At 37.4% G+C, this 985-nt stretch carries 1 protein-coding gene; it reads left to right on the top strand.

The window, feature by feature from the left end; genetic code table 11:
• On the top strand, window positions 1–766 hold a 766-nt coding region (locus tag X919_RS16855), incomplete at its 5' end, for a hypothetical protein (RefSeq protein WP_028899401.1).
• Window positions 767–985 lie beyond the last annotated feature (219 nt).

Here is a 985-nt window from a genome sequence, read left to right as displayed (position 1 = left end):
TTCCATCATTGATGGAAAATCGGATTCTTTTGTGGATGCCAAGTCTAAAATGACCATCGAACTTGATACCATAGTAAGGGATTGGCATATGCTATTACAAACTGCAGACAATGGCATTAAGATAAAAAATGAGAACTTCTACGATAAAACGCTTTTTGTGACAATTGCCAAAAATGGCAAAACACTTTTCCATCAAAAGGCTGTAACTACGCCATGGCTATTAGGGAGTCCAGATAATGAACGACAACTATATGCCGGACCCCTCTTTGCTGTTTCTAATACGACAGTCTATCTATTTGTAGGTTCATACCTACCTGAAACAGACGATGGATACACTTACATTTTAGCATTCTCTAAAGACGGTAACGTCAACAAATACCAGATGCCACAGAGTTTAGACGAATCAGATTTGGTGACCGAATTTTATTTGTTATATTCCCATGAATGTCTTTACACACCTTTTGACGCAGAATCTTTACAGCAAATCATCAAGGAATATTGCACCGATGAATTGTTATGGAAAATCAAACAACAAGGCAAATTTGCTATCTTTCCCCCAAAAATAAGCGACAGACATTCTCTCAAGTATGATGTTGCAAGTGAAATGATAGACATAGATACAACTAAAATGCTATTATATAGTAGAATTTATTTCTACAAACGTCACAGTTATCAACCTCTCGACTCCATGAAAGTTGTGCTGAAAGGGCGTAGGAACGAATATAAAGGTGTGAGCTATGATAAGATATTGTCCATTAATCATTGATTTGGAAACGATTAATTGTTATTCTCTTCAACAAGTTCCTTTCTGAAAAAGTTGCGAATATAAAAATCCGCCATTACAAGGACTTACACCTTGGTAATGGCGGCTTTGTAAAAAAACGACCCGCACATTTGCATAATGCTTGCTGCATTCGGCAATGTGAAAGTGCACTTTCCATTGCCCTCATTTGCAAACTCATTTGAGCATCGTTGAGAGGCTTGG

The sequence above is a fragment of the Prevotella sp. HJM029 genome (genome assembly GCF_000599605.1).
Taxonomy (GTDB): Bacteria; Bacteroidota; Bacteroidia; order Bacteroidales; family Bacteroidaceae; genus Prevotella.
The sequence above is the reverse complement of the archived record's forward strand: the minus strand, read 5'-3'. Positions and strand labels throughout refer to the sequence as shown.